Annotated in this window: 1 protein-coding gene; it reads right to left on the bottom strand. The window is 65.0% G+C overall.

Annotated elements, in window-relative coordinates:
- Nucleotides 1-892 (bottom strand): Re/Si-specific NAD(P)(+) transhydrogenase subunit alpha (locus P353_RS27375; protein ID WP_034376676.1); only part of this gene is annotated, 892 nt, incomplete at both ends.

The raw sequence follows: 892 nt of genomic DNA, 5'->3' as shown, positions 1-892 counted from the left end.
ACGCCGTGGCGCACCACGGCCTCATTGGGCACGGTCAGCTCGCAGTTGCCGCCCTGCTCGGCCGCCATGTCCACGATCACGCTGCCGGGCTTCATGCTCTGCACCATCTCGCCCGTGATGAGCTTGGGCGCGGGTTTGCCGGGGATCAGCGCCGTGGTGATGATGATGTCGGCATCCCTGGCCTGCTGGGCATACATCTGGCGCTGGGCAGCCTGGAAGCCCTCGCTCATGACCTTGGCATAGCCGCCGCCGCCAGCTCCGTCCTCTTCGTAGTCAACCTTGACGAACTCACCGCCCAGCGATGTGACCTGGTCGGCCACTTCGGCGCGCGTGTCGTTGGCGCGCACGATGGCGCCCAGATTGGCCGCCGTGCCAATGGCCGACAAACCAGCCACACCAGCGCCAGCAATGAAGACCTTGGCCGGGGGCACCTTGCCCGCCGCCGTGATCTGGCCGTTGAAATAGCGGCCGAAGGCGTTGGCCGCCTCGATCACGGCTCGGTAGCCCGAAACACCGGCCATGGAGGTCAGTGCATCCATCTTCTGCGCGCGGCTCAATGTCCGGGGCAGCGAGTCGATCGCCAGCACCGTCACCTTTTTGGCGGCCAGTTGCTGCATCAGCTCGGGATTCTGCGCAGGCCAGATGAAGTCCAGCAGAATCTGGCCTTCACGCATCAGCGCGACTTCTTCGGTGGTTGGGGGGCGCACCTTGAAGATGATGTCGGCAGCGGCCCAGACCGCAGCAGCGTTGGGCAGCACCTCGGCTCCCACTGCGCGATAAGCGTCATCGCTGAAGTTGGCGGCATCGCCAGCGCCCGATTCGATGGCGACCGAAAAGCCCAGCTTGATGAGCTTTTCGACCACATCGGGCACGGTGGCCACGCGCTTTTCCA

This window comes from Comamonas testosteroni, from assembly GCF_000761245.1.
Taxonomy (GTDB): Bacteria; Pseudomonadota; Gammaproteobacteria; order Burkholderiales; family Burkholderiaceae_C; genus Comamonas; species Comamonas testosteroni_C.
The sequence above is the reverse complement of the archived record's forward strand: the minus strand, read 5'-3'. Positions and strand labels throughout refer to the sequence as shown.